Genomic DNA, 25,835 nt, shown 5'->3' on the forward strand with positions numbered 1-25,835 from the left:
AACACATAGTAAATTTCCAAGGGCGGTCCATTGCGGGCCGCCCTTTCTCGTTTCGGGCACTCCAGCTCAAGGCTTGCAAATTTCCGGCTGCGTTGCGAGGGGGTGTGGCAATGAAACAATTCAAAAAGGGGCTATCCTTGAAATGCGTTTATCGTTGCTTGCTGCTGCCGCTGTGCTCGTTTCTGCACCCGCTCTCGCGGATGATCACGCGATGACGAAGGCACAGGAGCTTTCGTTTGAACGGGTTTTTGCCTCACCCTCACTCAACGGAACATCGCCGCGCCAGGCGAAACTTTCGCCTGATGGCCGGTATCTCACTCTGCTGCGGAACCGCAGCGATGATCTTGAACGATACGATCTCTGGGGCTTTGATGTCTCGACGGGCGAGTGGACTATGCTTGTCGATAGCGAGGCGTTGGGATCGGGCAGAGAGCTGTCCGAAGATGAAAAGATGCAGCGCGAGCGCGCGCGGGTCGGAAACCTTAAAGGCATCATCAGCTACCAATGGGCAAGCGACGGATCTGGCGTCCTCGTGCCGTTGGACGGCGATCTGTATTTTGCAAAGCTCGACGGCCAGAATGAAGCTAACGTTCGGCGTTTGACCGATACCGAGGAAAGCGAACTTAATCCGAAATTGTCTCCGCGTGGCGGATTTGTATCTTTTGTCCGTGATCGTCAGCTTTGGGTTGGCGAAATCGGTTCTGAAGCGGCACCGATCACACCCAAGGAAGCGGACACTATCCGCTGGGGTGAGGCCGAATTTGTTGCTCAGGAAGAAATGGGCCGTCTGACTGGGTATTGGTGGGATCGCAATGACACCCGCTTGGCGGTTCAGCGAACCGATGAAAGCCCGGTAGGTATCGTCACACGTGCAGCCATCGGAGCGAAAGGCACAAAGGTGTTCGATCAACGCTATCCGGTTGCGGGCAGCGACAATGCGATTGTCGACTTGTTCTTGATGGATCCCGACGGTCAGAACCGCGTGAAAGTTGATCTGGGCTCTGACCCAGACATCTATGTTGCGCGCGTGAATTGGGGGCCGGACGATTATTTGTATGTTCAGCGCCAGAACCGCGAGCAAACTGTTCTCGATATGCTAAAGGTCGATCCGGCTACGGGCGAAAGCGAGATCTGGTTTACAGAGAAATCCGCACGCGAGGATTACTGGATCAACCTCAGCGATAATTATCGTTTCCTGAAAGATGGCAGCCTGCTGTGGTGGTCAGAGCGCGACGGATTTGGACATTTCTACCGATTTAACGGGAGTGACTGGACGCAGCTGACCAGTGGGTCTTCTCCGGCGACCTCGCTAGTTGGTGTGAACGAGGAAAAGCGTGAGCTGTTTTTCCAGCGCACGGATGACGTGCTGACACAGCAAATTTACCGCACTTACCTTGACGGGGAAACGCGCCCGACTTTGCTGACAGACGCGACCTTCACGAATTCTGCCAGCATGGATAGCAAGGGCCGTACGCTTTACGTCACGCGATCGAAGACCGATCAGCCGGCGCAAAGTTATCTTGCCGATACAGACGGTAAGCGGCTCACCTGGGTTGAGGAAAACGCTCTTGATGCCGACCATCCCTACACCCCGTATCTCGCCGGCCACACCGCGCCAGAGTATGGCACGGTCAAGGCTGAAGACGGGACGGACTTGCATTACATGATGCTCAAACCGGAAATGGCGGCGGGCAAGCAGTATCCCGTGTTCTATTACCATTATTCCGGTCCCGGTCCGCAGGTTGTGGACAAGGGCTGGGGCGGGGCGCTGGCGCAGGCTGTGGTCGACAAAGGCTACATCTACTTTGCTCTCGACAATCGCGGCACCGCCAATCGCGGAGTCGATTTCGAGCAGCCGATTTATCGCGCGATGGGCGGTGTTGAAGTACGCGACCAGAAAGTCGGTGCGGAATTCCTCAAGACGCTCGATTACGTCGATGGAGACAAGATCGCGCTGTATGGCTGGTCCTATGGCGGATATATGACGCTGAAACAGCTTCAGGCCGATCCAGGCCTTTATGCAGCGGGCATCTCTGGCGCACCGGTCACCAAATGGGAGCTGTATGACACCCACTACACCGAGCGATTTATGGGCGATCCGCGCAAAGTGCCGGAAGCCTATGACAAAGCGAGCGCCATTCCCGATGCGACCAAGATCAGCGATCCAATGCTGCTGATTCATGGCATGGCCGATGATAATGTGGTGTTCGAAAACTCATCGGAATTGATCAGTGTACTACAAGAGGGCAATGTTCCCTTCGAAATGATGCTCTATCCCGGCTACACGCACCGCGTCGCTGGAGAGAATATCTCGCCGCATCTTTGGAATACAATCTTTCGCTTCCTCGAAAGTCACGGCATTACCCCTCCGGAATAATCAATCAGCGAGCCACTCAAGCACTTTGGCAGCCACTTCATCAGGTGCTTCAACTTGCGGGTAATGGCCGACGTTCTTGATCAGGTGGTGCCGTGCATTTGGCAATGTCGCGCACCACCTATCATACGCATGCTTGCCCGAAACCGGGTCTAGTGCGCCGTTGATCAGTCCGATTCTGCTTTGTGCGTTGACCAAAGCCGTTTCCCAGCGGGCCTTATGCGTCACACGGTCCGCGATATAGTGCAGCAGCTTATGCGTAATCCGGTTGCCGCGCTTGTGACTGATAAATTCCCAAAATTCATCAAGCTCGGCTTCGCTCGGGCGTGTATCTGGACCGAACACTTCGGAAAAGCTGCTTCCAAAACTCTTACGGCTCATAAGCAGGCCGACCAAAAAACCTAATCGCGAAACACCGAGTTTCTGGATTGGCCGGGCGCGGTGCTGATCAGGGAAAATTCCGCCATTGAGGAAGATTGCGCGTGAAAAACCTTGCGCTCCTGATCCATCGTGTTGCCTTGCCAGTAATTCTTGGCCGACAGATACGCCGTAATCGTGCACCAGCGCATCGAATTCGTCGATGCCCAGATGAGCCAACAGTGCCTCCTGCAAATCCGTCTGGCGGTGGATCGTGTACCCAGAGCGCGGTTTGTCAGACAGACCAAAGCCCAGCATGTCGCATGCGATCAGATTGCGATCGCTGCTGAGCGAATTCCAAACCAAAGCCCAATCCCAGGAGCATGTCGGAAATCCATGGACCAGCAAAAGTGGCCGCGCATTCGGATTTCCGCCTGTCCAATAGGCGATCTGATGGCCTTGAAAGTCAAAATACTTGGCATTCGACCGCCATCTTTGTGTATCCAATTTCATCTCTTTCCCCTTGCCAATCCACGCTAGTGGCGTCAGCGAGGCCTGCAATAGTTTCAAACGGAGTATGTGAATTGGGTTATCGGGTGGCAGTCGTCGGCGCGACAGGCAATGTCGGACGCGAAATGATGATGATCCTTGCAGAGCGGGAATTTCCGATTGAGGAAATTGCAGCCGTCGCCAGCGGCCGTTCTCATGGCAGTGAGGTCGAGTTCGGCGACACAGGCAAAATGCTGAAATGTAAGAATATCGAGCATTTCGACTGGGCTGGCTGGGATATCGCTTTGTTCGCGGCAGGTAGCGGTCCGGCTAAGGAATATGCGCCCAAAGCCGCAGCAGCTGGCTGTGTAGTCATCGACAATTCGTCGCTTTACCGCATGGACCCTGACGTGCCACTGATCGTGCCAGAGGTGAACCCTGACGCGATTGACGGATATGCACAGCGCAACATAATCGCCAATCCAAATTGTTCGACGGCTCAATTGGTCGTGGCGCTCAAGCCATTGCATGATGCTGCTACAATCAAGCGCGTTGTTGTCTCGACCTATCAATCGGTTTCAGGGGCGGGAAAATCAGGCATGGACGAGCTGTTTGAGCAAAGCCGTGCAATCTTTGTCGGCGATCCGGTTGAACCCTCCACTTTTACCAAGCAGATCGCGTTTAACGTTATTCCGCATATCGATGTCTTCCTCGATGATGGCTCGACCAAGGAAGAATGGAAGATGGTTGTCGAGACCAAGAAAATTCTTGATCCGAAAATCAAACTGAACGCTACCTGCGTCCGTGTGCCCGTTTTTGTCGGCCATGCCGAGGCGATCAATATAGAGTTCGAAAATGAGCTTTCCGCTGAGAAAGCTCAGGAAATATTGCGTGAGGCCCCCGGCATTATGTTGGTCGATAAGCGCGAGGACGAGGGCTATGTGACGCCGGTCGAATGCGCCGGTGACAGCGCCACCTATGTCAGCCGCGTACGTGAAGATCCGACGGTCGAAAACGGTATCACGCTTTGGTGCGTTAGCGATAACCTTCGTAAAGGTGCGGCGTTGAACGCGGTTCAAATTGCTGAGCTGCTTGGGCGGCGACACCTTAAAAAGGGATAAGTGCGATGCGGATATGGGCTCTTTCAATTGCAATGCTGGCGGTTGCTGCCTGCGACAGTGGCAATGTCCCGCCGCCCAGCTCGCAATCAGAATTGCGGGCCAGTACGCCTTATGTCGAGGTTGATGAGGTGGCTCTGCGAGGCGACGGCATAACTGCCGGCACGGAATCGTTTTATTTTGCCGCCGGTCAGAACGAAGTCGAGGGCGCGCTTGAGCAAGCCCTGGGCGATCCCGGCGATAAGGGTGAGAATGGCGAATGCGGCGCAGGCGCCATGGCCTTTGCCAGCTATCCCGGCGGTCTGACTGTCAATTTTCAAGGTGGCAGCCTTGTCGGGTGGAACTGGGACAGCGACGCGGACAATATCTCGCTGAACGGTGATTATCGCATTGGCACTCTGCGTACTGAGATCGAAGCCCTTGATGGGTTTGTGATGATCGAAGACAGCACGCTGGGAGAGGAATTTGCGCTCGGTGACCGGATCGGCGGTTTCTTTGAGGGTGATGCCGTATCGATGTTTTATGCCGGAACGCAGTGCTTTTTTAGATAGCGCTTTTTCCAAAAGAGCGCGCTAGGCTGCTGCCATGACACTTAAAGCCGATCTCTTTTTCAGCTTCCGTTCCCCATATTCCTATCTCGCGATTGGGCGTTATCGCGCGATGATTGCTGACTATGATCTGGAAATAGCGCTTCGGACAGTTTGGCCCATCGCCATTCGTGATCCCGCGCTTTTGTTTTCCGGCAATCCCAATGTGCCGCGGTACATCCTGATGGATTCGATGCGATCCGCACAAATGTTGGGTATCCCGTTCCGCTGGCCAAGGCCGGATCCGATTGTGCAGAACCTCGCGACGCGCGAGATCGCTGCGGATCAGCCGTATATTTATCGATTGGGCAGGTTGGGGCAGGCGGCAGAGCGAGCAGGCAAAGGCGTTGAATTCGCCGACGAAGTATCCCGCGTCATCTTTTCCGGCGAAGTCGATGGCTGGGATGAAGGCGATCACCTTGCTGACGCTGCCGAGCGGGCGGGATTGAAAATGACCGACCTTGAGGCGGTTGTCGCGGCCGACACCAAGGCACTCGATGATGAAATCGCCGCTAATCAGGCTGCGCTGGAGGCGGCGGGCCATTGGGGCGTGCCAACACTTGTGTTCGATGGTGAGCCGTTTTTCGGGCAGGACCGCATCGAAATGGCGAAATGGCGCATGGAGCAAAAAGGTCTGGTCAAGAGGTGAAAGGCGAACTCTCTGGCCAATGCCTTTGCGGTGCAGTGCGTTATACTTTGCGCGAAGGATTTCGGCTTAAACCATATGCCTGCCACTGCGGTAACTGCCAGAGCCGCACCGGATCAGCCTTTAGCGAACACATGCTTTTTGCGATCTCAGATATGAATATCTCGGGTGAGCTGGATGCTGGCGAGTATGATATGCCAAGCGGTGGGCATTCCACGATTTACGGCTGTGCGAAATGCAAAGCGCGGATCTATGCCGTGAACGCCAACCGCGAGGGCATGGCAAGCCTGCGCTGCGGGACGCTCGATAATAGCACCGATCTCGACATTCAGCACCATATTTGGGTGGCGAGTAAACAACCATGGATCGGTCTTCACGAAGGCGCGAAGACAATGGAACAGCAGCCGCGCTCCCATCAGGAGTGGGTCGAATTTGTTGGGATAGCGTAGCGGGATGAAAACCGAATATTTTGAAACTTTCGACGGGACCGAACTCGCACTCCATCGGGAAGGTGAGGGCAAACCTGTCGTATTGCTGCATGGACTGTTTTCCAGCTCGCATATGAACTGGATCAAATGGGGACACGCGGCGCGGCTCGCCGAGGCGGGCTTTGAGGCCATTATGCTTGATTTCCGCGTTCACGGAGACAGCGCATCCCCGACCGACCCGGCGGCATATCCGGCAGGGGTCCTGGTTCGCGATGTCGCGGCCTTGATCGATCACCTTGGTGTCTTCGATCATGAATATGACCTCGTCGGATTTTCATTGGGAGCGCGCACTTCAATCCATGCCTGCGCTGCAGGTGTCCTCGCTCCGCGGCGACTTGTTGCGTGCGGCATGGGCGTTGCAGGCCTGGCAGAATGGGAGAAACGCTCTGCATTCTTTAAGCGCGTAATCGACGAATTCGACACAATCGAGCGCGGCGATCCCGCCTATCTGTCGCGGCAATTCCTGAAGTCTCAAGGTGTTGACCGCGTTGCGGCCCGGCTTTTGCTGAACGCTTTTGAAAACCTCGATCCGGCAATGCTTTCGAACATTCATGTGCCGACACTGGTCCTTTGCGGGGAAAACGATCAGGACAATGGCTCGGCAGAAGAGCTCGCGCGGCTGCTGCCTGATGCGCGCTATCAAACCGTACCGGGGGGGCATCTTGATAGTGCTACCAAACCCGAATTAGGCGCCGCTATCGTCGAATATCTCCAAGCCGAGTGACGGACGAGCAATGCTAGTTTCAAGTCAGGCGTTTTTCGACTGGCGACGCTTGATTCAGCTTGCCCACAGGTTCAATCAGTTATCCAGGCAAACACATTTCAGTCTCAAGAGGATCACTCAACCATGACACTCGCAATCTCTGCGCTTAAAACCTCTCTCGCATCCTTGGCGATATCGCTCGCAGCCGCTCCCGCATTTGCAGATGGCCATGCCGGACATGCGCACACGGACACTGCGGCATCGGCTGCCGAAACAGAGTTTCCGCTCACACCTGAAGGAGCGGCGCAGTTCATTGCAAAAGTCGAAGCCGAAATGGCCGACTTTTCCAGCACTTCTGCGCATATCTATTGGTTGCAAGCGACCAACATCACCTATGACAGCAACAAACTTGCCGCTGAATATGGCGCGCGGGCTACCTTGATGAGCGTTGGCTATGCCAATGAAGCGGCAAAATACGCCGCAGTGCCCGGGCTCGATTCAGAAATCTCGCGCAAACTGGATATGTTGCGCAACGGGATCGCGATGCCAGCTCCTTCACGCGATGGCGCGGCAGAGGAATTGTCAAACATCGCGACCGATCTTGGCGCACAGTACGGTCAGGGTAAGGGGACTTTGAATGGCGAGCCTATCAATGGCTCCGACATCGAAGCAGAAATGGGTAATCTGGAACGCACCCCGGAAGAGCTCGCCGAAATGTGGGCCAGCTGGCACGACAATGTCGGCGCGCCAATGCGTGAAGATTACACCAAAATGATAGCCATCGCGAATGAAGGCGCCAAAGAGCTCGGATTCGATAATGTCGGCACGATGTGGCGTTCGGGTTATGATATGTCGGCGGAGGAATTCGCAGGCGAAACCGAACGCATGTGGCAGGAAGTCAAACCGCTTTACGTTGCGCTTCATACATACGTTCGCCGAAAGCTGAACGAGAAATACGGCGACAACGTGCAACCTGCGACCGGCCCAATTCGCGCTGACTTGCTCGGCAATATGTGGGCCCAGGAATGGGGTAACATTTACCCTCTGGTTGCGCCCGAAGGCGCGGGTGATATCGGTTATGACCTAACCGATTTGATCGCGGAAAAAGATCTGGACGCGGTCGAGATGACGAAAGTCGGCGAACAGTTTTTCTCATCTTTGGGCTTTGAAGCTCTGCCGGAAACCTTTTGGGATCGAAGCCAGTTCACCAAACCGCGCGACCGCGAAGTTGTGTGCCATGCCTCAGCCTGGAACCTCGACAATGTCGACGATCTTCGTATCAAGATGTGCATCAAGCAGAATGCAGATGACTTCATCACGATCCATCACGAGCTTGGCCACAATTATTATCAGCGCGCCTATAATGATCAGGACTTCCTGCATCTCAATGGCGCAAATGATGGTTTCCACGAAGCGATCGGCGATATGATCGCCTTGTCGATTACACCGGATTATCTGGTGCAGATCGACATGCTGAAAGAAGACGAAGTGCCCAGCGCCGATAAGGACATTGGCCTGCTGCTGCGTCAGGCGATGGATAAGGTGGCGTTCCTGCCATTCGGTCTGCTTGTTGACCGGTATCGTTGGAGCTTGTTTGATGGATCGGTCGCACCGCAAGATTACAACAAGGCATGGACCGAATTGCGCACCGAATATCAGGGTATCATTCCACCGGTTGAGCGGCCGGATGATGCCTTTGACCCCGGCGCAAAATATCATGTTCCCGGCAATGTCAGCTACACCCGCTATTTCCTTGCCCGTCTTCTGCAATTCCAGTTTTATAAAGCGGCCTGCGACACCGCAGGTTGGGAAGGGCCGCTTCACCGCTGTTCGTTTTATGGCAATGAAGAGGTCGGCCAGAATTTGAACGCCATGCTTGAAATGGGCGCTTCCAAGCCGTGGCCTGACGCACTTGAGGCCTTCACAGGAGAGCGCCAAATGTCCGGCAAGGCGATGGTCGAATATTTCGCCCCGCTTATGGATTGGCTTGAAGAACAGAATAAAGGACAGGAAAAAGGTTGGTGAGATTAACGGCAGCCTCCTTTTTCATTTTGCCGCTCGTTACCGCATGCCTGGCACCGGATGAGCGCATCGAAACTGAGCCGGTCGCATCTTCGGATGTGACCGGCACACTGTTTGTTGCCAATAAACGTGGCAATACGCTGTCGAAAATTGATCTTGTTTCGGGCGAAGAAGTGCTGCGGCGCGATAGCTGTACAAACCCGCACGAATTGGCGACTTCACCCGATCAGAAGCATGTCGCTCTGGCCTGTTATGGCGGCACGACTGTGGACATCTTCAAAACCGACACGCTCGAAAGGGTGCGGAGCCTCAATCTAGGCGAAGATGCGCGTCCGCATGGTATCGTCTGGCATGAAAGCGGCGACATCTATGTCACCGCCGAAGGTCAACAGGCCATTTACAGGCTGCCCGATCCCTTTCCCGCCGTTTCGATCGCGCAATCAAGATACGAAACGGGTAAACAAGGCAGCCACATGATCGCTGTGGCACCGGATCAGTCGGCGGCTTGGACAACCGATCTCGGGTCCAAAACTGTGACCCGGATTGATCTGAAATCTGGATCGGTAAAGTCAGTGACCGTTGGAGAAGAACCGGAGGGTATCTCCCTTGCGCCAGACGGATCAGCATTATGGGTGTCAGCGCGTGGATCCGATCAGGCATTTGAGCTCGATCCAACGACTATGGAAGTCCGTAATACGGTTGAAACAGGCGCGTTCCCGCTGCGCCTTTCCATCCGGCCCCAAGGCGACGTTGCTGTGACTTCTGATTTGAGAGATGGCGGGCTGACGGTGATTGATCTTAAATCGGCTAAAGTTATTCGCACGATTGCGGTTTCCGGGCCAGAAGAGGCGCAGGAACGCTTTCAGGTGACGATCCTATGGTCTGATGATGGCCGGCGTATCTATGTCGCGGAAACGGCGAGCAACACTGTCGCAGAGGTAGATTATGCGAGTGGAGAAGTTTTGCGCCGATTACCCACGGGTGATGGCGGCGATGGCATGGCGATCTTGCCATGAAGTCTGAAGCATTAATTTTACCTGTTGTCGGGTGGCGTGAACGCGTGAGCCTGCCCGATCTGGGCCTGTTCAACATTCCGGCCAAAATCGACACCGGGGCCCGCACGTCATCGCTCCACGGCCATGTGACCGAAACGATCGAGCGTGATGGAAAAGAATTCGTGCGTTTTTCGGTCGATTGGGATGGTGAGGAGCACGAATGTGAAGCGGTTCAGGTGGACATTCGCGGAATAACCAGCTCAAACGGAGAAAGTCAGCGGCGATATGTAATCAAGACGCCGCTTTGTATCGGGGACACCCAATTCCGCGCGGAATTCAGTCTGGCCGACAGGTCAGACATGCAGTTTCCCATGCTGATTGGCCGTACGGCTTTAAGACGGCGTTTCGTCGTGAACAGCGGTCAATCGTGGCTGCAAAAAGGCGGGCTGACGAACGCCCGATAATTCTCAATAAAACAGTGGTCCCTGAACTGGGATCAGCAAAAGGATACTTCATTTTGAAAATCGCGATGCTCGCTCGTAACCCTAACCTCTACTCGCACAAGCGCCTGGTTGAGGCTGCGGAGGAGCGTGGTCATACGCTTGATATTCTCAACACCACTCGCTGCACCGTCAACATCGCCAGCCACCGCCCGACAGTTATGTATCGCGGGGAAACATTGAGCGGCTATCATGCTGTAATCCCGCGCATTGGCGCTTCGATCACGAATTATGGCCTCGCAGTCCTTCGTCAGTTTGAAATGAGCGGCGTATGGTCCCTAAACGAAAGCGTTGCGATCGGCAGAAGCCGCGACAAACTCCGCTCGACCCAGATTATGGCGAAACACGGTTTGGGTTTGCCGCTCACTGCATACGCAAATGATCCCAAGCAAGCCGAAGAGATTATCAAGGCTGTCAACGGTCCGCCGGTGGTAATCAAATTGCTCGAAGGAACGCAGGGCATCGGTGTGGTGCTCGCTGAAACGCTCAAAGGCGGAGCGTCGATCATCGAGGCGTTCCGCGGTGCCAATGTGAACATCATGGTGCAGGAGTTCATCAAAGAAGCCGGAGGCTCCGATATCCGGTGCCTGGTCGTAGGCGGCAAGGTTGTTGCAGCAATGAAGCGGCAGGGGGCCGAAGGCGAGTTCCGGTCAAATCTTCACCGCGGCGGAACTGCGCAGCTGATTAAGATCACTCCAGAAGAGCGCTCCACCGCCGTTCGTGCAGCGAAACATATGGGGCTGAATGTGTGCGGCGTTGATTTGCTGCGAAGCAATCACGGGCCGGTGATCATGGAAGTCAATTCATCGCCGGGTCTGGAGGGAATTGAGAATGCCACAGGCAAAGACATTGCAGGCCAGATCATCGAATTCATCGAAGGTCATGCAAAACCGAACAGCACAAAAACCAAGGGGAAGGGCTGATATCAGGCAGCCTTAAGCTTGCTGACGAACTCTTGGGTTGATGTTTCGAGCGCTTGTACGGTTTGGATCAAAGCACTCGCTGCGTGACCCAGTTCGCCGGAAAGGTTTTTCGCGGCACTGGCCGATTGGGCAAGGCTTCGGCTGCGTTCTGCCATTTCGCTAACCTCGCTTGCTGCACCGCGCGCGAATTGCTGAATCGTGTCGGCTGATTTGCGCTGATCGTCGACGTCCCAGCGGATGGCTTTTGCGGCTTGATTAAGCTCGGTGATAGCCGCGTCGATTTCTGTGAAATTGCGTTCTGCCTCGAGACTCCCGGACCGTACGCCAGTCAGAAATGCATCAATCTGCGTGGCCGCTTCCCCTGCCTGCGATGCAAGAGCTTTGACCTCTTGGGCAACAATGGTGAAGCCTCGGCCAGCTGGGCCGGCTGTGGCGGCTTCAATCGCAGCGTTCAGTGACAGCAGGTTTGTTTTCTCCGCGATCCGCACGATTGCGCGCGTTGCCTCGCCAATAGTGTCAGAATGCTGGGTGAGCGATCCCACCGACTGCCCGCCCGACAGCGCTTTTTCAGTAGCAAGCTGGGTTAATTCGTCTTGCTGGCTTACGTTTACGGCAATCTTTGCAATCGAGTCCGTCAGCTCCGCTACGCCGCGCGCGACCGTATCGGCGGCTTTGGCAGCAGCATTTGAGGTGCCGAAGAAGCCATCGGCTTGATCGCCGGTCTCTTTGGCCAAGGCGTCAAGCTGTTTGGTAGTGGTATCCAGCATCATTGCGGTTTTTGCGACAGATTGGATTACGGTCGAAACCGATGTTTCAAACTCGTGTGAGAACCGTTTGAGATCCTCTGTTCTTTGCTGTTCTTTTTCGATCTCGAATTCTTCGCGGCGTGTGCGTTCAAGTTCAACGCGGTGAAGCGCCTGCTGTAGCTCGGCAGACTGTTCTTTCAAGAGATCTGCGTTCACCTCAGCGTCAATGCGGGCGCTCGCATTCTGCTCCAGTAATTGCCTGATTTCGTTAGATATCCAGCTTAGGACGCATCCGATCAGCAAGGTGGCGAAGGCATGAATAAACAATCGTGCGGCATTGGTCTCACCGATAAACACCCAGGTCGGGATTAGGTAGGATAGAAACACGTGATGGGCGAAGATCAGCGCGCAGGCTATGAATATTGAGCGGATATCGCAGAGCACCGTGAGTGAGGCTAGGGCGACGAAGAAGTACAGGTGCATATCGATTTGCCAGCCCGTATCCTGCATAACGTAGAGCAACAAGGCTGGCTGGATCGCAGCAGCAATTCCCATCAGGCTTCTTGCGTTCCGGTTATTGATGCCCCTTGCGGCATAGACCGAAGGTAAAATATTCAGGGACGCGCTGGCAAATGCTGCGGTCACAGCGATATCGCCAAACCATAACCCCAAAACGAACAGGGTGAGGGTCACGAGCCAACTGCCCGCGGTAATGAATTGGATTCCACGCAAACGCAGTTCTTCGATCGAAACGATCATCTTGTGTCCTTTTCGATTGAAGCCGGCCCGCAACCCGGCGCGTTTGAGTTCAGTAAAAGTAAGCCATGGAAACGCAGAGCTGTCCCGAAGTCAGGAGGGGTTCCGATTACAACGTAACTGCCCGGAAGATTGCCGCGGGAGACCAATCGGAGGCTTTTTGATGATAAGATGTGAGGCATCGCAGCAATGCCCCGCTGATCAACGGGATAAAGCGTAACCGGTTCACCGCGCCTCGGGGTCAGCAGAAGTGCGAGCACCACGATGCATGCGAAAAGGAAATAAAGCGGGACCAGCGCAGTCTTCCAAATCACAGGGGGTATCGCCATCAAAAGTGCGCCTATGTTTGCCATAGGCGTCCTTTTGACGGGTTTTGGTTATCGCTCTGAACGCATAGAGATGCGTAGTATTACGAGCGTTCTCTAGCGGAAGGGAGGCTCATTAAATGCGCGCAATTTCCGACTGTGCAACCGGTCACCTTCGTCTCTCAACCGCTTGCACGATTCCAAGCCGATTTGCAGGTGTGCTGCGATGGCTTCTTCGTAGAACTTGTTTGCCTGTCCCGGCAATTTGATCTCACCGTGAAGTGGCTTGTCCGATACGCATAGCAATGTGCCGTACGGCACCCGAAACCGATATCCTTGGGCAGCAATAGTGGCGCTTTCCATCTCAACGGCGATGGCCCGGCTCTGCGAAAAGCGCTTTGCCGAGCTTGAATAGTGCAATTCCCAATTGCGGTCATCGGTGGTGACTACAGTTCCAGTGCGCATTCGCTGTTTGATGTTTGCGCCCTGCGCGCCGGAAACAGCCTCGGCCGCCGCTGCCAAAGCCTGCTGGACTTCGGCGATCGGCGGGATCGGAATTTCAGGGGGCAGAACATTATCCAAAACATGATCATCACGAAGATAGGCGTGTGCGAGCACAAAATCGCCGATCTTCTGGCTGGAACGTACGCCTCCACAGTGACCGATCATCATCCATGCATGCGGCCGCAATACAGCGAGGTGATCGCAGATAGTCTTTGCGTTGGACGGGCCGACGCCGATGTTGACCAGCGTGATGCCTTTGCCGTCTTTCCGGATCAGGTGGTAGGCAGGCATCTGGTGTCGCCGCCAAGCGGTATCGTTCAGCTGTTCCTGCGCATTGTCGGAGCACTTACGGATGTCCAACCCTCCGGCGCCAGTAAGGCCGATATAGCTGTCTTTGCCAGTGTCATCGGAGATCTGTTGAGCCCCCCAATTAACGAATTCATCGACATAACGATGATAGTTCGTGAACAGGATGAAGTCCTGAAAATCTTCCACCCGTGTGCCGGTGTAGTGCGCGAGACGCGCGAGTGAATAATCGGTTCGTAAACCATCAAATAGCGAAAGTGGCATGTCTTCGTTGTCGTCGAATTCGATGCCATCAGCCAATTCGTCGCCGATCAAAGCGAGGTCGGTAGAAGGGAAGTGTTGCGCGATGTCAGTTGGAGAAATGCCGACCATCGCAGCGCCTGCTGCGCCATCCAAAACATAAGGGAACGGGATTTCCTGCCGCGAGCGACTGACTTCGAATTTAACATCGTATTCCGATGCGATCAGTTCCAGCTGCTCTTCTAGATAGGGCGCGAACAGATCAGGGCGGGTAATTGTTGTCGTATACGTCCCCGGCATTTCGAGCCGTCCGAATGCGCGGCTTCGGTCCAAGGGTTCGCCAACACCTGAATAATGCAGAGTAAGCTGCGGATAGGCATAACTGCCGTCCTCACGCTTTCGTTGAGGCGGGATGGTTCCGGCAGTGCCGAATGCCATCACGTCTGCGCGCAAGGTAGAAACAGCTTCGCTGTAAACCTGCTGCAATTCTTCGACAATGGTGTTGATTGGTGTCATTCAGTGTCCTTAGCTGTTGATGCTGTATGTTTCAAAATCTGGCGTTTGCGCGGATGCTTCATCGCCTCTTACAAAAAGGGCGCGAAGTCGAACCGACTCCGCGCCCTTTTAATGACTGAGCGAAAGCTCTTGGAAGAAATCAGCCTTCGGCTTCTTCTTCGCTGGCTGCTTCGTCTGCCGATGCTTCGGCTGCGTCGGCGGCGTTTTCTTCAAGCAGCTCGGCAGGGATTTCGCCCGGCTCAAGGGCAGGGTCAATGCGGTTTGCGTCGGCCTGTTCCTCGATTTGCTTCTGCTCGTCTTCAAACATCTGAGCCAGAACGTCGATGCCCTGCGTTTGCAATTCGGCTTCGTCGTCACTGCGCGCGACGTTTGCTTTGACGGTCACGTGCACTTCTGGGTGCAAAGCCACAGTCACATCGTGCATGCCGATGGTTTTGATCGGGGCGCCCATGATGACTTGTTTCTTGTCAACATCGTGACCTTGCGCGGTCAAACCGACAATCATGTCACGGACGTTGACAGAACCGTAAAGCTGGCCGGTGTTGGATGCGGCGCGGATCAGAATGACCTCTGCTCCAGCAACTTTTTCACCGGTCGCTTCTGCGACACTGCGACGCTCTGCGTTTTCTTTTTCAAGGCGCTCACGGTTGGCTTCGAACACTTTTTTGTTCGATTCGTTGGCGCGCAAAGCTTTCTTCTGCGGGAGAAGGAAGTTGCGGGCATAACCGTCTTTCACAGTGACAACGTCACCGATGGTTCCGAGTTTCTCGATACGTTCGAGGAGGATGATATCCATGTTCTTACTCCTCTTACTTCACGATGTACGGCAGAAGGCCGATGTGACGCGCACGTTTGATGGCTTTAGCGAGTTCACGCTGCTTCTTTGCGGAAACGGCGGTGATACGCGAAGGCACAATCTTGCCACGCTCGGACATGAAACCCTGAAGCAGGCGCACGTCTTTGAAATCGATTTTGGGGGCATCCTTGCCAGAGAACGGGCAAGATTTGCGGCGGCGGAAAAACGGGCGTGCCATCAGTCGCGCTCCTCACGGTCTGAACGGCGCTTACGATCGCGCTCGTTTTTGCGCATCATTACGCTTGGACCTTCTTCGTGCTCTTCGACACGGATGGTCATGTAACGAATGACGTCTTCGTTGATACGGGTCTGGCGTTCGAGTTCTTCAACAACGCTGCCTGGAGCGTCGATGTTGAGCATCACGAAGTGAGCCTTGCGGTTACGGTCGATTTTATAGGCGAGTGATTTTAGGCCCCAAGTTTCAGTCTTGGTGACTTTGCCTTCATTCGCTTCGACGATTTCGGTGGCCGTGGCCGCCAGCGCATCGACTTGAGCTTGGCTCAAATCCTGACGCGCGAGAAAGATATGCTCATATAGAGCCATCTCGCATCCTTTCATGTTTATGCCGATCGCTGGCTTGTCCGCGCGGATCGCGGGGCCCCTCCGGCTTTCTTCGTTTCCGCCCGATAAAAAGGCGATGCGCGCACATAGCTTGTTCTGGGATGAATGCAAGCGTTCACAATCAATGTCGCGCGCGCTCTTGCAGGCGGGCGAACAACCGATATGGAGGTGGCCATTCCATTTCACCATAGGAAAACACAATGCCATCAGGTCTGGTCGCACTTTTCGATGATGTCGCGGTGATTGCGCGCGCAGCCTCTGCCTCGGTAGACGACATTGCGGCGGCCGCAGGCAGGGCAGGGTCAAAGACTGCCGGGGTCGTGATTGACGACGCAGCCGTGACCCCGAGCTATGTTACGGGTCTTTCGCCTGCACGGGAATTGCCGATAATCTGGGCAATCACCAAAGGTAGCTTGTTCAACAAGCTCATCATTCTATTGCCCGGTGCGATTCTGTTGTCGGAGTTTTTGCCGTGGTTAATCATCTGGATTTTGATGCTGGGCGGGGCTTTTCTCTGTTACGAAGGCGCGGAAAAAGTCTTGGAAAAACTGGGCGGGGCCAAGCACGGCAAAACGCTTGAAGATGAAATTCAGGACCCTGCCGAATTTGAAAAACAGCGGATCGCTGGCGCTGTCAGAACCGACCTCATATTGTCGGCGGAAATTATGGCGATCACTCTGAACGAGATCGATTTGGACGTGTGGTGGGAACGCGGGATCGCTCTGGCAATAGTCGCCGTGGTGGTGACCGTGGTGGTTTACGGCGCAGTGGCTTTGATTGTGAAAATGGACGATGTCGGCCTGCATCTGACGAAGAAAGAGAACACTACAGCACAAAACTTCGGGCATTTTCTGGTCAACGCTGTCCCCAAATTGCTGGTCGCGCTTTCGGTGATCGGGACGGTTGCGATGTTGTGGGTTGGCGGCGGAATTATCGTGCATGGCACACATGAAGTCGGGTTCGATTTGCTCTATGATATCGCACACGGTGCAGAATACGCCGTGCAAGGCATTGCAGGTTCATTGGCGGGTATCGCAGGCTGGTTCACCTACGCAGCGATTTCGGCAGTGATCGGCCTCATCCTCGGCGCAATCATCACTTTCGTGCTGCACAAAGTGATCGGGTATGAGGGCGCACACTGATGACCCAAAAACCGGTCTTATACACTTGCGCTGCATCGCGCGGGCTTAGAGCGACCTGGGCGGCTGAGGAGGCTGGTGTTGAGATTGATCTGAAGATCTTGCCGTTTCCGCCGCGATATCTTGCGCCTGACTATCTCGAGATCAATCCACTAGGCACCGTGCCCTTGTTGATTGATGGCGATGCCCGCATGACGGAAAGCTGCGCAATTGCCCATTATCTGGCGACCAAAGACGGCATCACCGATCTGGCTGTCGCTCCAGGTGATACGGACTATGCCGAATATTGTGATTACACATATCACGCAGATGCCACGATCACTTTTCCGCAAACTGTCTATATGCGCTTTGCCATATTCGAAAAGGACAAGGGCTGGGCCGATGCAGGTCATGCCTATGCCAAGTGGTTTTACAAACGTCTGGTGAAGATCGAGCAGCGATTGCAGGGGCGCGATTTCCTTTGCGCGGACCGTTTTACAATCGCTGATATCTGTGTGGGATACGCGTTAATTTTGGCAAAGAATGTCGGTCTGGACGATGGCATTCCAGCAGGGCTTAAAGCGTACAGAGAGCGACTTACGGGACGAGAAGCCTACAAACGCGCCGCCGAACGCGAGGAAAAAGGACGCGCCGCGCTCCCATCCTAGGGATTTGCTTGCGTCAAATCTGTCCCGCATTTGCCACAGATCCTGTTCGGCCACGGCACCACAAATATTCCGCGAAAGAAAAGGTTCTTTCCGCAAGTCTTGCAATTGAGGCGCAGCATAGGTGTGTTCATCGCGACGAGCCCGACGATGGCGATTGCAAACGCGATGGATGAGTGTCCCCAAAATCGCTCCACAACGATGACAAACAGAATGGCGAGGAAAAGCGCGCCCAACATCCGCAATGCATGTTGTTTTGCGGCTTGATAGGTATTCATCGGATCTGTTCGAAAATGGACCGTGCAAATTCGCTAAGTGTGTCATCCCGAGCGCCCATAATCACAATCCGGTCCCCGGGCTTTGCAAGCTGTTTAATGCGGGCTCCGCAATCTTCGCGGGCGGCGATGTGTTCGGCGGTTCCTCCCTGCGCTTTGATCAGATCAATGATCCGTTCGCTGCCTTCACTGCGATCAACCGTCCCGCCGAAATAGACCGGGTCGCACATGATTGTGATGTCGTCTGGAGCAAGCACGCTTGCGAAAGTTTCAGCCAGTTCATCGCCCATCTGCCGCAGTGGGCCATATCCATGCGGTTGAAAAAACGCGATTACCCGGCCCGGGGCCGATTTTAACGTCCGAAGGGTCGCCGCGCATTTTTCCGGGTTGTGGCCAAAATCATCGATGACGGTGATATCGGTATCGCTCGTACCCACAACATCGAACCGGCGCGCCAGCCCTTTGAAGGAACGCAGCGCGTGCACCGCTTTATCAACTCCGATACCCGCCGCGCTTACCGCTGCGATTGCGGCGAGGGCGTTGGAAAGATTGTGCAACCCCGGCATAGGCAGAACCAGAGGGAAGGCTTCTTTTGATCGGCTGTCCACAACCGCAGCGGAGATTTCCAACGCGCCTTGCTCGATTGTCTTGCGATCAACGGTGATCTCCGCATCATCGGACTCGATCCCGAAGCTCACAAATTGGGAAGCGTACTTCACCAGATCACGGGCCTCGTGATTGTCGAAATTGACGACTGCGCAGCCGGAATCAGAGAGGTAATTGCCGAACAAAGCGCGCAGCTCGCCAAGGCTTTTGTGATCAAGACTGACATTGAGCAGCACGCCGATTGTTGGCCGGTAAAGCGCAATTGAGCCGTCGCTTTCATCCACCTCGCTAACAAAGACCCGCGGATTGCCAACCCGTGCGCTTGCAAAGGGATTGTCGCCATCGGCGAAGTTTTTCATGACCGCACCGTTCATCACGGTCGGGTCATGTTCTGCGACAGAAAGAATCCACGCGATCATTCCGGTGACAGTCGATTTGCCTGAGGTGCCGCCGATGGCGATGGAATATCCCGCTTCGTTGAACAACATCGAAAGCAGTTCAGCGCGCGTCATACGCACGCAGCCCAGCTCTTTTGCACGTTTAACCTCGGGCACGGTGTCCTCGACCGCAGCGGATGCGATCAGGATTTGGTCTTTGTCGGTGATGCCTGTGCCGTCTTGCGGGTAAAGTGCATATCCGTTGTCCGCGAGCCATCCGAATTTTTCGGGCGTGCGACCCTGATCACGGCTTCTGTCAGAGCCTGCGATCTGGTGGCCAAAGCCGTGCGCGATCTGAGCCAGCGGGAGCATGCCCGACCCACCGATGCCGCAAAAGAAAAAGGGCCGTCCATCAAGGTCCGGCCGGTCGTTCCAGTTATCCATAGGACACGGATATTGGCTTGCGCGGGCACTGACAAGCGAACTAGGTGTAAAGAATGACGAAAATTGCCATTTGTGCCCCTGCCACGCCGATAACCCGCGAACACGCGGACGCCTTGCGCGAGATGGTGGCCGCAGAATTTCCGCAGACGCAGGTCACATTTCATGACCAATGCTTTGTTCGCGAAGGGCATTTCGCGGGAAGTGATCTTACGCGGCTAACCGCGCTGCTCGAGTGCGCCAATGATCCGGCGTTTGACGCGGTTTGGTTCGCTAAAGGCGGGTATGGCTCCAATCGCATCGCCGAAGCCGCCATGGCCCGAATGAACGCTGCTGCGCGTGCGAAAACTTATGTCGGGTTTTCCGATTGCGGGTATTTGCTGGCGGCGTTGTACCGCGCTGGTATCGGGCAGTGCGCGCATGGGTCGATGCCAGTCAGCGCGCGCTCCGCCAATGGTCGCAAGGCTGTGCGCCGGGTTTTGCAATGGCTTAACGGTGACAATACCGGACTGGAGCCGAGCTTGGATGGGGCGACACCGGCAGTCGCGTTTAACCTGATCACACTCGCCATGCTTTCCAACACGCCGATGATGCCGGACCTTTCCGGGCATGTTGTTATGGTCGAGGAAGTCAGCGAGCATCTCTACGCGATTGATCGGCTGTTCTTCCATCTGTCGGGCAGCTTGCCGCGCATCGCCGGGCTTCGGCTTGGTTCGGTAACCGACATTCCGGAAAATTATGTAGAGTTCGGCCAGAGCGAGGAAGATATTGCGCGTTTCTGGTGCGAGCGCGCAGGTGTTCCGTATCTGGGCCGAGCTGAAATCGGTCACACATCTGCCAACAGGGTCGTGCCGTTCGGGCTTGCCAGTCCGCCGGCAGCTTCGTAACCGCCGGGCCTGACAAGGAGTAATTTCATGCGTGCATTCGTGTTTCCCGGACAGGGCAGCCAGAAAGTGGGAATGGGTAGCGAGCTGGCATCAGCCAGCAGCGCGGCCCGTGAAGTGTTTGAAGAGGTCGACGAAGCTCTTGGGCAAAAACTGTCGGAGATTATGCGCGACGGACCTGAGGATCAGCTTACCCTTACCGAAAATGCCCAGCCAGCGATCATGGCCAATGCTATCGCGACACTACGCGTCATGGAAATCGAATTCGGCGTAAAACTGGCGGATCATGGCGCTTGCGTGGCGGGGCATTCTTTGGGCGAATATACGGCGCTATGCGCTGTCGGGGCTTTTGATCTGCCGACGACAGCGCGGCTGCTGAAACTGCGCGGTCAGGCGATGCAAGCAGCGGTTCCTGTGGGCGAGGGCGCAATGGCGGCTTTGCTGGGGGCGGATATCGAAAAAGCCGCCGCCCTGGCCGCTGCGGCTGCCGAAGGGGACGTTTGCGAGATCGCCAATGACAATGACCCGACTCAGGTCGTGATATCCGGCCATAGGAGCGCGATTGAGCGCGCCATCGCTTTGGTCAAAGACCACGGCATCAAGCGCGGGATATTGCTACCGGTATCGGCTCCGTTTCACTGTTCGATGATGCAGCCTGCGGCGGACCGTATGGCTGAGGCCTTGGCGGAAACATCGCCGGGTGATTTGGCATTACCGCTTTTTGCCAATGTCACCGCGAGCAAGGTGAGTGACCCTGAAGAAGAACGCGCTTTGCTGGTCGAACAGGTGACTGGCCGTGTGCGTTGGCGTGAAAGTGTGCTGTCCATGCGTGCTGATGGAGTGGACAGCTTTATCGAGCTTGGCGGGAAAGTGCTTGGCCCGATGATTGGCCGCATTGATAAAGAAGCTGCAGCGTCCAGCCTGATCACGATGGAAGACATCGAAAGTTTTGCCAAGGATGCCGGTTAATGCATTGGATTAAAACACTTTCGCTTGCTGGAGCGGCATTGTCCCTGCCGACTGTTGGCCACGCTCAGACTGCCGATTTGATCGCCTGTATGGAGGGTGGATATTCCGAGGCTGATCAGGCCACGATTGATAGATATGTCAGCGAGTTTTCAATTAACGATGACAGTCTGGCTCAGGCTTTGGGCATGGCGCTTGGCACTCGTTTAGAAGAGTGTGCCGGCCCGGATGCGGAGGAGGAAACCGTTATCCTTCTCGCCCAGCATCGTTTTGCATTGTTGTCGGAAAAGGGGATTGAAGCCTCGCGCCCTGATGTGGTCGAAGTGGTTCGCCGGATCGATACGCTTTTGAGCAATGAAGATCGCGCGCGCTTTATGAAGCTGTTTTCAATAATGGTGTTTGGCGACCCCGAGACCGGCAAACAGAGCGGGCTGAATGAGGAAGACGTCGATTGGTTCAGCAATGTGATCATCGACGAGCCGGTGAACGGCTCGATCGAGCAATCCGAATATATCGGTGCCTATCTTGCTGCGCGCGTTTTGCGAGAAACAGCTTTAGAACAATTGGCACCAGAATAAGAGCGGCAATTCCGAAATTACCCCAAGTCGCTTAGCTTAGTTCGCTTACAAGAAATATCAGAGTCCAGGAGACACCCATGTTTTCACTTTCAGGAATGAACGCTTTGGTCACCGGCGCAAGCGGCGGTATCGGATCGGCGATTGCAATCGCGCTGGCCAAACAGGGCGCGCGCGTCGCTTTGTCGGGTTCCAACGGTTCAAAGCTGCGCGGATTTCGCGAGCAACTGATCGAGGAAAATGGCGGCGATCATGTAGAGATCACCTGCAATCTTTCCGACAGTACGCAAGTTGAAGAATTGATCCCGGCCGCGCTCGATACGATGGGCAGTGTGGACATTCTGGTCAACAATGCCGGGATTACGCGCGATAACCTTGCGATGCGGATGAAAGACGATGAATGGGACGAGGTAATCCGCATCAATCTTGAGGCGACCTTCCGGTTGATGCGCGCCAGTGCCCGGCCGATGATGAAGGCCCGCTTTGGCCGGATCATCAACATTACCAGCGTTGTCGGCGCGACGGGTAACCCGGGGCAGATGAACTACATCGCGGCCAAGGCAGGCGTTACCGGCATGACCAAAAGCTTTGCACAGGAGGTCGCATCGCGCGGGATCACCGCCAACTGCGTCGCACCCGGTTTCATCCGCACAGCCATGACGGCTGCCTTGGATGAAAAGCAAACCGCGGCAATCAACGCCAAAATACCGGCCGGCAAAATGGGCGAGGGCGACGATATCGGAGCCGCCGTAGCCTATCTTGCAAGCCGTGAAGCCGGTTATGTCACCGGTCAGACGCTGCACGTGAACGGCGGCATGGCGATGATGTCATAGGCGCCCGCTTGCTCGATAAGCGGCTGACAGCCCTCGGACGAGGCCTTATCCCCAGACGAGTCTGCAATTCGTATTCCTCGCGGCTTGCCCGTAACGGCCACCGCGCTAAGGTTTCAGGCAAATTCCAGTGCGACCGGGGCGATTCCGTCCCATGTTCGCCATAACGAGGGCACCGGCCCCCACAGAGCGATAGGTAAGCGATGAAGGCTACGATCGAACGCGCGACGCTCCTGCGTTGTCTCTCCCACGTACAATCGGTGGTTGAACGCCGAAACACCATTCCGATCCTGTCGAACGTGCTGATCGATGCCAGTGATGGCGGCAGTGTTAAAGTGATGGCAACCGACCTTGATCTGCAAGTCGTCGAAACGATGGCCGCAGCGTCGGTAGAAAAAGCCGGGGCCATTACGGTCTCCGCGCACCTTTTGTTCGATATTGCCCGCAAATTGCCCGAAGGCAGCCAGGTCAGTCTGGAAACGGCCGATAACCGGATGGAGGTTAAGGCCGGACGCAGCCGTTTCAAACTCCCGACACTGCCGCGTGATGATTTCCCGGTTATTGTCGAAGGCGATCTTCCGACCTCGTTTGAATTGCCCGCGCGCGTTCTGGCAGAGATGGTCGATCGCACCCGCTTCGCCATTTCGACCGAGGAAACCCGGTATTACCTCAACGGCATTTTCCTGCACGTGACCGATGATGATGAGCCGGTGTTGAAGGCGGCTGCGACAGATGGTCACCGGCTTGCCCGTTTCACACTTGACCGACCTGAAGGCGCCGAAGGCATGCCGGATGTGATCGTGCCGCGCAAAGCGGTGGCCGAGCTGCGCAAACTCCTCGAAGAGGCGTTGGACGGGAATGTTCAGGTCGATCTGTCCGCCAGCAAGATCCGCTTTACCCTTGGCGGCGAAGGCGGCGTTGTTCTTACCAGCAAGCTGATTGATGGCACTTTCCCGGATTACAGCCGTGTTATTCCCACAGGAAATGACAAGCTTTTGAAAGTTGATCCGAAACTGTTCTTCCAGGGTGTTGACCGTGTTGCGACGATCGCAACGGAGAAAACCCGCGCCGTGAAGATGGGGCTTGAGACGGATAAGGTCACACTTTCTGTAACATCTCCCGATAACGGAACGGCAACCGAAGAATTGGCTGCGGAATTCAAGTCGGAAGGATTCGAAATCGGCTTTAACGCCAACTATCTGAAAGATATCCTCGATCAGATCGACAGCGACACTGTTGAATTGCATCTCGCCGATGCAGGCGCGCCGACGATGATCCGTCAGGACGAAAACAGCCCCGCGCTGTATGTCCTCATGCCGATGCGGGTCTAATCCCGCCCGGCATATCGGCGTGACAGCGCAGGTCCGCATTTTTGGTACGGTCATTTCGACTTACACCCGCATTGTTCAGATTGCGTGTGAAGAAGCCGGCGTAAGCCACGAAACTATTGCGACTGCTGCGCAATCACCGCAGAACAGGCACCCCTTCGGCAAGGTGCCGGTTGTCGAGATTGATGGCCTTGAGCTGGTCGAAAGCGTTGCGATCGCCAATTACATTGACAATGCGCATAATGGCGGCGCGCTTCAGCCGGCAGATCACGCTGCGCGGGCGCTCAGTGAAAAATGGGTCGCGATTGCCAACAATTACATGTTCCCGTTGTTTGAAAGTGGCCTTGTGATGCCATGGATCATGCACAAAGTCGCAGGCTTCCCGCTTGAACGGGAAAAGATTGACCGGGCACTGCCCAATATCAGCCTCGCTCTCGGGTTCGTTGAAGGTGAAATGCAGCGGGACGGTGCGTGGGCCGCAAACGGTTTCACCATGGCTGACGTGTTTCTCTATCCTGTTCTGCGCGGATTGCAGCTCACACCGCAAGGCGAGGTAGGCATTGCCCAATGCGACAAGATCAGCAGCTGGATGGAAGCGTGCGAAAAGCGTCCCTCCGTCATAGCAACACGGTGGGAAAGCGAGCCGTGATGGGGTAGGGTCTTCTTCAAAGAGGAGAAAGCCCGTGACCATTCAACAAGTCCACGTCAAAAAAGACGAACTCACCCATGCCGATATCGTCCATGTTGAATTAACCGACCTCGCCGAAGGCGCTGTCCGACTTGAGATCGAGAGCTTCTCGGTCACGGCAAACAATATCACCTACGCGGTTGTTGGCGATGGTTTCGGGTACTGGAATTTCTTCCCCGCCCCTGCCGGTTTTGGCATCGTACCGATGTGGGGCCATGCAAAAGTGATCGAGAGCAAACACGAGGAATTCACCCCTGGCGAGCGCGTCTATGGGTATCTTCCGATGGCGACCCATCTGGACGTGCAACCGGGCAAGGTTTCCGCTTCCGGTTTCACAGATATGACCGAATATCGTCAACCGATGAGCCCGATCTACAATCAGTATTCACGGCTTGCGGCGGATCCGGAACATGACGCAGCCCGTGAAGCGGAGCGGATGATTTTTGGACCGCTTTTCAAAACGGGTTTCCTGATCGAGTATTTCATGCGGCAGGAAGACTGGTTCGGGGCTAAGCAGGTGATCCTGACCAGTGCGTCTTCGAAAACAGCGATGGGCCTTGCCAGTGTTGCCCAGCAGAATTCGCCGGGTATCAAACGCATTGGTTTGACTTCCGCGGGCAATATCGAATTCGTCGAAGGCACCGGGCTTTATGACAAAGTGATGTCGTATGAAGAGGTTGGCATGTTGCCAATCGCCGAAAGTGTCACCGTCGATTTCGCTGGTAACGCCGCTTTGCTCGCTAATTTGCACGAGCATTTCTCGGATACGCTCAAATATTCATGCCTCGTTGGCGCGACCCATATCGAAGAGCGCGGCAGCGGCCGGATGACCGATGATCGCGGGCTCCCCGGTCCCAAACCGACATTATTCTTTGCGCCGGATCATGCCGTGTCATTCTTTAAAGAGCATGGTCCGGTTGAAGGTGGTAAACTGGTCGCGAAGGCGTGGCACGGTTTTCTCGGCGCAACAGACGGAACAGTCGAGATCGTCAAACATTCGGGCCTTGATGCCGCGAAGTCGGTCTATCTCGAAATGATTGCTGGCAAGGTTGATCCAGCGAAGGGTATCGTCATCGAGCCGTGAGTGGTT

27 protein-coding genes are annotated in these 25,835 nt (G+C 55.2%); 19 read left to right on the forward strand and 8 right to left on the reverse strand.

Going from position 1 to position 25,835, the window contains the following annotated elements:
* Positions 1-142 precede the first annotated feature (142 nt).
* On the forward strand, positions 143-2,377 hold the full coding sequence (locus FGU71_RS11490; RefSeq protein WP_142788694.1) for a S9 family peptidase: 2,235 nt from the start codon (positions 143-145) through the stop codon (positions 2,375-2,377).
* Here FGU71_RS11490 and FGU71_RS11495 read toward each other — a convergent pair whose 3' ends face one another.
* Positions 2,378-3,244 (reverse strand): alpha/beta fold hydrolase, encoded by an 867-nt coding sequence (locus tag FGU71_RS11495; RefSeq protein WP_142788695.1) that lies wholly within the window; start codon positions 3,242-3,244, stop codon positions 2,378-2,380.
* 71 nt (positions 3,245-3,315) lie between these two features.
* Here FGU71_RS11495 and FGU71_RS11500 point away from each other — a divergent pair, with 71 nt between their 5' ends.
* The 9 genes from FGU71_RS11500 (at position 3,316) to rimK (ending at position 11,202) form a co-directional block, all read left to right on the forward strand.
* The gene (locus tag FGU71_RS11500) at positions 3,316-4,341 is read left to right on the forward strand and encodes an aspartate-semialdehyde dehydrogenase (protein WP_142788696.1); all 1,026 of its coding nucleotides are present in this window, start codon (positions 3,316-3,318) and stop codon (positions 4,339-4,341) included.
* Between the two features lie 5 nt (positions 4,342-4,346).
* Complete coding sequence (locus FGU71_RS11505; protein WP_142788697.1) at positions 4,347-4,889, forward strand: aspartate-semialdehyde dehydrogenase; 543 nt, start codon at positions 4,347-4,349, stop codon at positions 4,887-4,889.
* 34 nt (positions 4,890-4,923) lie between these two features.
* Positions 4,924-5,574 (forward strand): 2-hydroxychromene-2-carboxylate isomerase, encoded by a 651-nt coding sequence (locus FGU71_RS11510; protein WP_142788698.1) that lies wholly within the window; start codon positions 4,924-4,926, stop codon positions 5,572-5,574.
* Positions 5,538-6,020, forward strand: coding sequence for a GFA family protein (locus FGU71_RS11515; protein WP_142788699.1), 483 nt, complete (start codon positions 5,538-5,540; stop codon positions 6,018-6,020). Before FGU71_RS11510 ends, FGU71_RS11515 begins: the two co-directional genes overlap by 37 nt.
* Before the next feature lie 4 nt (positions 6,021-6,024).
* A complete protein-coding gene (locus tag FGU71_RS11520) occupies positions 6,025-6,783 on the forward strand; it encodes an alpha/beta fold hydrolase (protein ID WP_142788700.1) in 759 nt (252 codons plus the stop codon).
* Between the two features lie 123 nt (positions 6,784-6,906).
* Positions 6,907-8,787 (forward strand): M2 family metallopeptidase, encoded by a 1,881-nt coding sequence (locus FGU71_RS11525; protein ID WP_142788701.1) that lies wholly within the window; start codon positions 6,907-6,909, stop codon positions 8,785-8,787.
* Complete coding sequence (locus tag FGU71_RS11530; protein WP_234035732.1) at positions 8,784-9,800, forward strand: Vgb family protein; 1,017 nt, start codon at positions 8,784-8,786, stop codon at positions 9,798-9,800. The genes FGU71_RS11525 and FGU71_RS11530 overlap by 4 nt, the downstream gene beginning before the upstream one ends.
* Positions 9,797-10,243, forward strand: a complete 447-nt coding sequence (locus FGU71_RS11535) for an ATP-dependent zinc protease family protein (protein WP_142788702.1) — start codon at positions 9,797-9,799, stop codon at positions 10,241-10,243. Before FGU71_RS11530 ends, FGU71_RS11535 begins: the two co-directional genes overlap by 4 nt.
* 53 nt (positions 10,244-10,296) lie before the next feature.
* Positions 10,297-11,202, forward strand: a complete 906-nt coding sequence (gene rimK, locus FGU71_RS11540) for a 30S ribosomal protein S6--L-glutamate ligase (RefSeq protein ID WP_142789116.1) — start codon at positions 10,297-10,299, stop codon at positions 11,200-11,202.
* 2 nt (positions 11,203-11,204) lie between these two features.
* Here rimK and FGU71_RS11545 read toward each other — a convergent pair whose 3' ends face one another.
* The 5 genes from FGU71_RS11545 to rpsF form a co-directional block, all read right to left on the reverse strand.
* On the reverse strand, positions 11,205-12,707 hold the full coding sequence (locus FGU71_RS11545; protein ID WP_142788703.1) for a methyl-accepting chemotaxis protein: 1,503 nt from the start codon (positions 12,705-12,707) through the stop codon (positions 11,205-11,207).
* A 419-nt stretch (positions 12,708-13,126) separates the two neighbouring features.
* Positions 13,127-14,575 carry an AMP nucleosidase gene (locus FGU71_RS11550; RefSeq protein WP_142788704.1) on the reverse strand — a complete coding sequence of 483 codons (1,449 nt, stop codon included), beginning with the start codon at positions 14,573-14,575 and terminating at the stop codon, positions 13,127-13,129.
* Positions 14,576-14,714: 139 nt separating this feature from the next.
* Positions 14,715-15,371, reverse strand: a complete 657-nt coding sequence (rplI, locus tag FGU71_RS11555) for a 50S ribosomal protein L9 (protein ID WP_142788705.1) — start codon at positions 15,369-15,371, stop codon at positions 14,715-14,717.
* Positions 15,372-15,384: 13 nt separating this feature from the next.
* Positions 15,385-15,609: a 30S ribosomal protein S18 gene (gene rpsR / locus FGU71_RS11560; RefSeq protein WP_142788706.1), complete on the reverse strand. Its 225-nt coding sequence runs from the start codon at positions 15,607-15,609 to the stop codon at positions 15,385-15,387.
* The gene (gene rpsF, locus FGU71_RS11565; RefSeq protein WP_142788707.1) at positions 15,609-15,974 is read right to left on the reverse strand and encodes a 30S ribosomal protein S6; all 366 of its coding nucleotides are present in this window, start codon (positions 15,972-15,974) and stop codon (positions 15,609-15,611) included. The genes rpsR and rpsF overlap by 1 nt, the downstream gene beginning before the upstream one ends.
* A gap of 218 nt (positions 15,975-16,192) precedes the next feature.
* On the opposite strand from rpsF, the gene FGU71_RS11570 reads away from it, so the two are divergent.
* Positions 16,193-17,134, forward strand: coding sequence for a DUF808 domain-containing protein (locus FGU71_RS11570; RefSeq protein WP_142788708.1), 942 nt, complete (start codon positions 16,193-16,195; stop codon positions 17,132-17,134).
* Positions 17,134-17,778, forward strand: coding sequence for a glutathione S-transferase family protein (locus FGU71_RS11575; RefSeq protein WP_142788709.1), 645 nt, complete (start codon positions 17,134-17,136; stop codon positions 17,776-17,778). The genes FGU71_RS11570 and FGU71_RS11575 overlap by 1 nt, the downstream gene beginning before the upstream one ends.
* On the opposite strand, the gene FGU71_RS11580 is transcribed toward FGU71_RS11575, so the two are convergent.
* The gene (locus FGU71_RS11580; protein ID WP_142788710.1) at positions 17,775-18,053 is read right to left on the reverse strand and encodes a hypothetical protein; all 279 of its coding nucleotides are present in this window, start codon (positions 18,051-18,053) and stop codon (positions 17,775-17,777) included. The genes FGU71_RS11575 and FGU71_RS11580 overlap by 4 nt on opposite strands.
* On the reverse strand, positions 18,050-19,477 hold the full coding sequence (locus tag FGU71_RS11585; RefSeq protein ID WP_142788711.1) for a glutamate ligase domain-containing protein: 1,428 nt from the start codon (positions 19,475-19,477) through the stop codon (positions 18,050-18,052). The genes FGU71_RS11580 and FGU71_RS11585 overlap by 4 nt, the downstream gene beginning before the upstream one ends.
* Positions 19,478-19,530: 53 nt before the next feature.
* Between FGU71_RS11585 and FGU71_RS11590 the strand changes: the two genes are divergently transcribed.
* From FGU71_RS11590 to FGU71_RS11620, 7 genes are all read left to right on the forward strand, one after another.
* Positions 19,531-20,361: an LD-carboxypeptidase gene (locus FGU71_RS11590; protein WP_142788712.1), complete on the forward strand. Its 831-nt coding sequence runs from the start codon at positions 19,531-19,533 to the stop codon at positions 20,359-20,361.
* Between the two features lie 27 nt (positions 20,362-20,388).
* Positions 20,389-21,327, forward strand: a complete 939-nt coding sequence (fabD, locus tag FGU71_RS11595; RefSeq protein ID WP_142788713.1) for an ACP S-malonyltransferase — start codon at positions 20,389-20,391, stop codon at positions 21,325-21,327.
* Entirely contained in the window at positions 21,327-21,902 is a 576-nt protein-coding gene (locus tag FGU71_RS11600; protein WP_142788714.1) for a hypothetical protein, read from the forward strand. Before fabD ends, FGU71_RS11600 begins: the two co-directional genes overlap by 1 nt.
* A gap of 77 nt (positions 21,903-21,979) precedes the next feature.
* On the forward strand, positions 21,980-22,732 hold the full coding sequence (gene fabG / locus FGU71_RS11605; RefSeq protein WP_142788715.1) for a 3-oxoacyl-[acyl-carrier-protein] reductase: 753 nt from the start codon (positions 21,980-21,982) through the stop codon (positions 22,730-22,732).
* Positions 22,733-22,932: 200 nt separating this feature from the next.
* Positions 22,933-24,060, forward strand: coding sequence for a DNA polymerase III subunit beta (gene dnaN, locus FGU71_RS11610; protein WP_142788716.1), 1,128 nt, complete (start codon positions 22,933-22,935; stop codon positions 24,058-24,060).
* Positions 24,061-24,079: 19 nt separating this feature from the next.
* Entirely contained in the window at positions 24,080-24,706 is a 627-nt protein-coding gene (locus tag FGU71_RS11615; protein WP_185960284.1) for a glutathione S-transferase family protein, read from the forward strand.
* A 34-nt stretch (positions 24,707-24,740) separates the two neighbouring features.
* Positions 24,741-25,829: a DUF2855 family protein gene (locus tag FGU71_RS11620; protein ID WP_142788718.1), complete on the forward strand. Its 1,089-nt coding sequence runs from the start codon at positions 24,741-24,743 to the stop codon at positions 25,827-25,829.
* The last annotated feature ends 6 nt before the right edge of the window (positions 25,830-25,835 follow it).

Origin of the sequence: Erythrobacter insulae (genome assembly GCF_007004095.1) — a bacterium.
Classification (GTDB): domain Bacteria; phylum Pseudomonadota; class Alphaproteobacteria; order Sphingomonadales; family Sphingomonadaceae; genus Erythrobacter; species Erythrobacter insulae.

Coding starts and splice junctions, on each gene's coding strand:
- FGU71_RS11490 (WP_142788694.1), top strand. CDS start 143: ATGCGTTTATCGTTGCTTGCTGCTGCCGCTGTGCTCGTTTCTGCACCC.
- FGU71_RS11495 (WP_142788695.1), bottom strand. CDS start 3,244: ATGAAATTGGATACACAAAGATGGCGGTCGAATGCCAAGTATTTTGAC.
- FGU71_RS11505 (WP_142788697.1), top strand. CDS start 4,347: ATGCGGATATGGGCTCTTTCAATTGCAATGCTGGCGGTTGCTGCCTGC.
- FGU71_RS11510 (WP_142788698.1), top strand. CDS start 4,924: ATGACACTTAAAGCCGATCTCTTTTTCAGCTTCCGTTCCCCATATTCC.
- FGU71_RS11515 (WP_142788699.1), top strand. CDS start 5,538: ATGGCGCATGGAGCAAAAAGGTCTGGTCAAGAGGTGAAAGGCGAACTC.
- FGU71_RS11520 (WP_142788700.1), top strand. CDS start 6,025: ATGAAAACCGAATATTTTGAAACTTTCGACGGGACCGAACTCGCACTC.
- FGU71_RS11525 (WP_142788701.1), top strand. CDS start 6,907: ATGACACTCGCAATCTCTGCGCTTAAAACCTCTCTCGCATCCTTGGCG.
- FGU71_RS11535 (WP_142788702.1), top strand. CDS start 9,797: ATGAAGTCTGAAGCATTAATTTTACCTGTTGTCGGGTGGCGTGAACGC.
- FGU71_RS11545 (WP_142788703.1), bottom strand. CDS start 12,707: ATGATCGTTTCGATCGAAGAACTGCGTTTGCGTGGAATCCAATTCATT.
- FGU71_RS11550 (WP_142788704.1), bottom strand. CDS start 14,575: ATGACACCAATCAACACCATTGTCGAAGAATTGCAGCAGGTTTACAGC.
- rplI (WP_142788705.1), bottom strand. CDS start 15,371: ATGGATATCATCCTCCTCGAACGTATCGAGAAACTCGGAACCATCGGT.
- rpsR (WP_142788706.1), bottom strand. CDS start 15,609: ATGGCACGCCCGTTTTTCCGCCGCCGCAAATCTTGCCCGTTCTCTGGC.
- rpsF (WP_142788707.1), bottom strand. CDS start 15,974: ATGGCTCTATATGAGCATATCTTTCTCGCGCGTCAGGATTTGAGCCAA.
- FGU71_RS11570 (WP_142788708.1), top strand. CDS start 16,193: ATGCCATCAGGTCTGGTCGCACTTTTCGATGATGTCGCGGTGATTGCG.
- FGU71_RS11575 (WP_142788709.1), top strand. CDS start 17,134: ATGACCCAAAAACCGGTCTTATACACTTGCGCTGCATCGCGCGGGCTT.
- FGU71_RS11580 (WP_142788710.1), bottom strand. CDS start 18,053: ATGAATACCTATCAAGCCGCAAAACAACATGCATTGCGGATGTTGGGC.
- FGU71_RS11585 (WP_142788711.1), bottom strand. CDS start 19,477: ATGGATAACTGGAACGACCGGCCGGACCTTGATGGACGGCCCTTTTTC.
- FGU71_RS11590 (WP_142788712.1), top strand. CDS start 19,531: ATGACGAAAATTGCCATTTGTGCCCCTGCCACGCCGATAACCCGCGAA.
- fabD (WP_142788713.1), top strand. CDS start 20,389: ATGCGTGCATTCGTGTTTCCCGGACAGGGCAGCCAGAAAGTGGGAATG.
- FGU71_RS11600 (WP_142788714.1), top strand. CDS start 21,327: ATGCATTGGATTAAAACACTTTCGCTTGCTGGAGCGGCATTGTCCCTG.
- fabG (WP_142788715.1), top strand. CDS start 21,980: ATGTTTTCACTTTCAGGAATGAACGCTTTGGTCACCGGCGCAAGCGGC.
- dnaN (WP_142788716.1), top strand. CDS start 22,933: ATGAAGGCTACGATCGAACGCGCGACGCTCCTGCGTTGTCTCTCCCAC.